Source organism: Streptomyces kurssanovii (genome assembly GCF_040677245.1).
GTDB classification, from domain to species: Bacteria; Actinomycetota; Actinomycetes; order Streptomycetales; family Streptomycetaceae; genus Streptomyces; species Streptomyces kurssanovii.
This window is the reverse complement of sequence record NZ_JBFAQK010000112.1, coordinates 1-6326: the sequence shown is the minus strand read 5'-3', so window position 1 is coordinate 6326 and position 6326 is coordinate 1. Positions and strand designations below refer to the sequence as shown.

The following is a 6326-nucleotide window of genomic DNA, read 5'->3' as shown; positions in this document are numbered from 1 at the left end:
GTCCGGGGGCGGAGCCCCCGAAACACCGCGCGCAGCGCGGTGCCGGGTCCGGGCGGAGCCCGGTTTCGGGAAGGGGCGGGTAGGGGATAAGCGCGCCGCAGGCGCTTGAGGCGCGGAGCCCCGGTTCGGGCAGGCGCTACAGCGTCGCGCGGAGCCACTGCTCCACGCTTGCCACGTGCACCGTCGCCCACGCCCGCGCCGCCTCCCCGTCGCGGTCCCGCAGCGCCGCCAGGATCGCGCGGTGTTCGTGGAGGGTGCGGCTGATCGCGTCCTCCTGGGTGAGGCCGCGCCAGACACGGGCCCGGGTCGTGGGGCCCGACAGGCCGTCCAGGAGGGAGCAGAGCACCGAGTTGCCGGCGGCTCCGACGATGCGGCGGTGGAAGTCCAGGTCCGCAGCGACGAGTTCCTCGACCGACGGGTCGCTCCCCAGCGCGTCGAGCTGGGCGGTCAGCGCGTCCAGTTCCGCCTCGGGGATGCGGCCCGCCGCCATCGCCGTGGCCGCCGGTTCCAGGATGCGGCGTACCGCGAGGAACTCCAGCACCGTGTCGTCCCGGTGGAAGTCGACGACGAAGCTCAGCGCCTCGAGCAGCAGTTGCGGGTCGAGGCTCGTGACGTAGGTGCCGTCGCCCTGCCGTACGTCGAGGATGCGGATCAGGGACAGCGCCCGTACCGCTTCACGCAGCGAGTTGCGCGACAGGCCCAGTTCGGCGGCGAGTTCGCTCTCCTTGGGCAGCCGGTCGCCGGGGCGGAGCGCGCCGGAGACGATCATTCCTTTGATCTTCTCGATGGCCTCGTCGGTCACGGCCATGACGTCGCCCCCATCGTCCACATCACTCACGAGACATCGGAGGTCTGAGCGTACAACGAGGGCGACTCCCCCGGAGTCGCCCTCGTCGTGACCGTCCGCCCGTCCGGTCAGCTCACCGGGCGCGCAGCACGTCTTCGACCTTGGCGCGGACGTCGTCCGTGGCCAGACCGCGGATCGTCAGTGTGGTACGGCGGCGCAGCACGTCGTCCGCCGTCTCGGCCCACTCGTGGTCGCGCGCGTACACGACCTGCGCCCAGATCTCCGGCGCGTCCGGGTGGACGCGCTCGGCCAGCGCCGGGTCCTCGTTCGCCAGGCGGGCGATGTCGAACGCCAGCGACCCGTAGTGGGTGGCGAGGTGCCGGGCGGTGTCGGCGGCCATCCGCGGGCCGGGCATCCCGCCGTCGACCAGGAGCCGGTGGGCGACCGCGTTGGGGTTGGCGATACCGGGCAGCGGCAGCTTCTTCGGCAGGTGCGCGAGCGGCTCCATGTCCTCGGCGAGCGGGCGGCCCGGCAGGGTCGCCAGCTTGTTCATCACCGTGCGGCCGATGTGGCGGAACGTCGTCCACTTGCCGCCGGCCACCGACAGCATCCCGCCGCGCCCCTCGGTGACGACCGTCTCCCGCTTGGCCTTCGAGGTGTCCCCGGGGCCGCCGGGCAGGACCCGCAGGCCGGCGAAGGAGTAGGTGATCAGGTCGCGAGAGAGCTGCTGGTCGCGGATCGAGAACGCGGCCTCGTCCAGGATCTGCGTGACGTCCTTGTCGTTGACGGCGACGTCGGCCGGGTCGCCCTCGTACTCCTCGTCGGTGGTGCCGAGCAGCAGCATGTCCTCCCAGGGGAGGGCGAACGTGATGCGGTACTTGTCGATCGGGGTGGCGAGCGCGGCCCGCCACGGGGAGGTGCGCTTCAGCACCAGGTGCGCGCCCTTGGAGAGGCGGATGGACGGGGCCGCCTCCGGGTCCTCCATCCGGCGCAGGTGGTCGACCCACGGCCCGGTGGCGTTCAGTACCAGCCGCGCGGTGACGCCGAACTCGGTGCCGTCGGTGCGGTCCTTCAGCTCCGCGCCGGTGACCCGTCCCCGGGTGAAGCGCAGTCCGGTGACCTCGGCGTGGTTGAGGACGGTGGCGCCCGACTCGGTGGCCGCGCGGACCGTCATGAGCGCCATACGGGAGTCGTTCATCTGGTCGTCGCCATAGACGGCGACGGCCTTCAGGTTCTCCGCACGCAGCTCCGGCACGTCCCGCTGTGCCTTCGCCGCCGATATGACGTGGCCGACGCCGTCACCGAACGCGGAGAGCGCGGAGTAGGCGAAGACGCCCGCGCCGAGCTTCGCCGCGCCGTGCGGGCCGCCCTTGTAGACGGGCAGGTAGAACGTGAGCGGGTTGGCCAGGTGGGGGGCCACCTGACGGGACACCGCGCGCCGCTCGAAGTGGTTCTCCGCGACCAGCTTCACCGCACCGGTCTGCAGGTAGCGCAGGCCGCCGTGCAGCAGCTTGGAGGAGGCGGAGGAGGTGGCGCCGGCGAAGTCGCCGGCGTCCACCAGGGCCACCCGCAGCCCGGACTGCGCGGCGTGCCAGGCGGTGGAGATGCCCAGGATGCCGCCGCCGATCACCAGGAGGTCGTACGTCGCCTTGGAAAGCTGCTCCCGAGTCTCGGCGCGGCCCGCTGCTTTGAGGGAAGACACAGCCGAGCCGGAGGCCGGGTGCGTCCCGGGGGAGGGGACGCTCTGCAGGGTGGTCATTCTTGCTCCTCGTCAGTTTTCCTCGTCGTCGAGCCAGCCCATGGTCCGCTCCACGGCCTTGAGCCAGCTCTTGTACTCGCGGTCCCGCTTGTCGGCGTCCATGCGGGGGGTCCACTCGGCGGCCCTGCGCCAGTTGGCACGCAGGGCGTCGGTGTCCGGCCAGAAGCCGACGGCCAGGCCGGCGGCGTAGGCGGCGCCGAGGCAGGTCGTCTCGGCGACCATCGGGCGCACCACGGGGGCGTCCAGGAAGTCCGAGAGGGTCTGCATCAGCAGGTTGTTGGAGGTCATGCCGCCGTCGACCTTGAGTGCGGTCAGTTCGACACCCGAGTCCTTCGTCATGGCGTCGGTGATCTCACGGGTCTGCCAGGCGGTGGCCTCGAGAACGGCGCGCGCGATGTGCGCCTTGGTGACGTACCGGGTCAGGCCGGCGATCACACCGCGGGCGTCGGAGCGCCAGTACGGGGCGAACAGGCCGGAGAAGGCCGGTACGAAGTAGGCGCCGCCGTTGTCCTCGACGGAGGAGGCGAGGGTCTCGATCTCGGCGGCGGAGTTGATCAGGCCCATCTGGTCGCGCATCCACTGCACCAGCGAACCGGTGACGGCGATCGAGCCCTCGAGGGCGTACACCGCCTTCTGGTCGCCGATGCGGTAGCCGACGGTGGTCAGCAGGCCGTTGTAGGAGTTGACGGGCTCGTCACCGGTGTTCATCAGCATGAAGGTGCCGGTGCCGTACGTGGACTTGGCCTCGCCCTTCGAGTAACAGGTCTGGCCGAACAGGGCCGCCTGCTGGTCGCCGAGCGCGGAGGCGACGGGGATGCCGTCGAGCGCGCCGCCCTTGGCGAGGCCGTAGACCTCGGCGGAGGACCGGATCTCCGGCAGGATCGCCGCCGGGACCTCCATGGACTGGAGGATCTTGTCGTCCCACTCCATGGTGTGCAGGTTCATCAGCATGGTGCGGGAGGCGTTGGTGACGTCGGTGACGTGGACGCCGCCGTCGACTCCGCCGGTCAGGTTCCAGATGACCCAGGAGTCCATGGTGCCGAAGAGGATGTCACCGCGTTCGGCGCGCTCCCGCAGGCCCTCGACGTTGTCGAGCAGCCAGCGGGCCTTCGGACCGGCGAAGTACGAGGCCAGCGGCAGGCCCGTCTCGCGCCGGAAGCGGTCCTGTCCGACGTTGCGGCCGAGCTCCTTGCAGAGGGCGTCGGTGCGGGTGTCCTGCCAGACGATGGCGTTGTGGACGGGCTCGCCGGTGTTCTTGTCCCACAGCAGCGTCGTCTCGCGCTGGTTGGTGATGCCGATGGCCTTGACGTCGGCCGAGGTGATGCCGGCCTTCTCGATGGCTCCGGCGACGACCTCCTGGACGTTGGTCCAGATCTCGGCGGCGTCGTGCTCCACCCAGCCCGGCTTCGGGAAGATCTGCTCGTGCTCCTTCTGGTCGACGGAGACGATCCGGCCGTCCTTGTCGAAGACGATGCAGCGGCTGGAGGTGGTGCCCTGGTCGATGGCCGCGATGAACGGGCCGGTGGTGTGTGCGTCGGTCACGGTCTGCTCCTGCTCAGGTATCGGTGGGTACGGCTCGTGCTGCTGATACGGCTCAGGCGAACGCGATGTTGTAGATACCCGCTGCGATGGCCGCACCGATCAGCGGACCGGCGACGGGGATCCAGGCGTAGCTCCAGTCGGAACCGCCCTTGTTCGGCAGCGGGAGCAGTGCGTGCACGATGCGCGGACCCAGGTCGCGGGCCGGGTTGATGGCGTAGCCGGTGGGCCCGCCGAGCGAGAGGCCGATGGAGACGACGACGAGGGCGACCATGAGTCCGCCGAGCGGGCCGAGGCCCTTTCCGCTGTCGTTGAGACCCTGTGTGAGCACCGCCAGGACCAGCACGATCGTGCCGATGATCTCGGTGGCGAGGTTCTGCCAGACGTTGCGGATCTCGGGGCCGGTGGAGAAGACGCCGAGGACCGGGCCGGCCTTGGCCGCGGCCCCGTCGTGCGGACCCTCGATCGCCTTGTCGGCGGGGTCGCCCACGATCTCGGGGTCGGTGAGGTGTGCGTGGAACTGGCCGTAGTAGGCGATCCAGACCAGGGCGGCACCGATCATGGCGCCGAGGAGCTGGCCTGCGACGTAGACGGGGACGTTGCCCCAGTCGTTGTCCTTGATCGCGATGCCGAGCGTGACGGCCGGGTTGAGGTGTGCACCGGAGAGCGCGCCGGTCATGTAGACCGCGGTCAGGACCGCGAAGCCCCACCCGAAGGTGATGGCCAGCCAGCCGGCGTTCTGTGCCTTCGAGCGCTTGAGCACTACGGCGGCGACGACGCCGCCACCGAGCAGGATGAGTACGGCGGTACCGATGATCTCGCCGATGAAGATGTCGGAGTTGGACACCCGCGACTCCTTTGTCCTTCGTCCAGGGGGAAGGCGAACCCCGGGTCCCTCCGGTGGTCCGCGCCCTCAGTGAGGGCGTTGCCGGCCTGGCGTTGTCACACCCTAGCGCGTATTGCCGTTAGGTGTTCGACAATGCCGACCGGTGAACGGCAGTTTTGCCCCCGGTTAAACGTGACGTCAAGGGTTGTGTGGCCGAAAACCGGATCGTTACCCGATGGTGTGTGCGAACGATCAGAAGCGGCCGGCGCCGAGGTCCCTGGAGACCGCGCGGGCGCAGTCCCGCACCGCCGCCACGAGGTCGGGACGCAGCTCTCCGTCGTTGCAGACCCGCTCCACGGCGCCCGTGATGGCGATCGCCCCTACGGGCATGCGGCGCCGGTCGTGGATGGGCGCGGCCACGGCGGCCACCCCTTCCCAGGTCTCCTCCAGGTCGGCGGCCCAGCCGCGCGCCCGGGTGTGGTCCAGCAGCGACTCGAACTCCTGGACGTCGGTCACGGTCCGCGGCGTGAACGCCTTGCGGTCGACCTCCATCACCTCTGTGTGGGCCACCGGGTCGAAGGCGGACAGCACCTTGCCGAGGGCGGTGGAGTGCAGCGGCTGCATGGCTCCCACCTCGAGCACCTGCCGGCTGTCGTCGGGACGGAAGACGTGGTGCACGATCAGCACGCCGTGCTGGTGCAGCACGCCGAGGTGGACGCTCTCGCCGCTGGAGCGGGCCAGATCGTCCGTCCAGACCAGGGCGCGGGCGCGCAGCTCGTGGACGTCCAGGTAGCTGTTGCCGAGCCGCAGCAGCTCGGCGCCCAGTTGATACCGGCCGGACGCGGCGTCCTGCTCGACGAATCCCTCCGCCTGCAGGGTCCGCAGGATGCCGTGGGCCGTACCCTTGGCCAGATCGAGCGACGACGCGATGTCCGACAGGCCCAGCCGGCGTTCTCCGCCCGCGAGCAGTCGCAGCATCGCCGCAGCCCGCTCCAGTGACTGGATGTTTTTCGCCATCGGATCGGCCCTTCTCCAACACGGTTCGACAATGCTGAACACTATCGGTCGATGCCGACCTTGGTCACGGCGGACCGAGTATCTCGCGCTGGAGGCCTCGCGAAAAAGCCGGAAGACATGCCGTAGTCCGGCCCGTGGGACACCTCGGCCCCTCGGAGCTCGCCCGGCTACTCTGGCTGGGTGCGCCTTCCCGCCGGAAGACGCAAAGCCGACAGCCGTCGCATCCCAGGGAGCACATCCATGGCCTCGTTGCCGACCCCCTCCGCTGACAGCCGGACCCGTGTCCACGCTCTGCGCGAAGCGCTCGCCACCCGGGTGGTGGTGGCCGACGGCGCCATGGGCACGATGCTCCAGGCGCAGGATCCGACGCTCGAGGACTTCGAGAACCTCGAGGGCTG

5 protein-coding genes are annotated in these 6326 nt (G+C 70.2%); all 5 read right to left on the bottom strand.

Translation table 11 applies throughout. From position 1 onward, the window contains the following. Positions 1–136: 136 nt before the first annotated feature. The 5 genes from AB0K36_RS34430 to AB0K36_RS34410 all read right to left on the bottom strand — a co-directional run bounded on the left by AB0K36_RS34430 (position 137) and on the right by AB0K36_RS34410 (position 5928). Complete coding sequence (locus AB0K36_RS34430; RefSeq protein ID WP_364601722.1) at positions 137–808, bottom strand: FadR/GntR family transcriptional regulator; 672 nt, start codon at positions 806–808, stop codon at positions 137–139. A 112-nt stretch (positions 809–920) separates the two neighbouring features. Beyond that, positions 921–2546 (bottom strand): glycerol-3-phosphate dehydrogenase/oxidase, encoded by a 1626-nt coding sequence (locus tag AB0K36_RS34425; protein ID WP_364601720.1) that lies wholly within the window; start codon positions 2544–2546, stop codon positions 921–923. A 12-nt stretch (positions 2547–2558) separates the two neighbouring features. Continuing rightward, positions 2559–4088, bottom strand: a complete 1530-nt coding sequence (gene glpK / locus AB0K36_RS34420; RefSeq protein ID WP_189473426.1) for a glycerol kinase GlpK — start codon at positions 4086–4088, stop codon at positions 2559–2561. Between the two features lie 52 nt (positions 4089–4140). Next, the gene (locus AB0K36_RS34415; protein WP_364601718.1) at positions 4141–4932 is read right to left on the bottom strand and encodes an MIP/aquaporin family protein; all 792 of its coding nucleotides are present in this window, start codon (positions 4930–4932) and stop codon (positions 4141–4143) included. Between the two features lie 231 nt (positions 4933–5163). Continuing rightward, positions 5164–5928, bottom strand: a complete 765-nt coding sequence (locus tag AB0K36_RS34410) for an IclR family transcriptional regulator (RefSeq protein WP_364601716.1) — start codon at positions 5926–5928, stop codon at positions 5164–5166. Positions 5929–6326 lie beyond the last annotated feature (398 nt).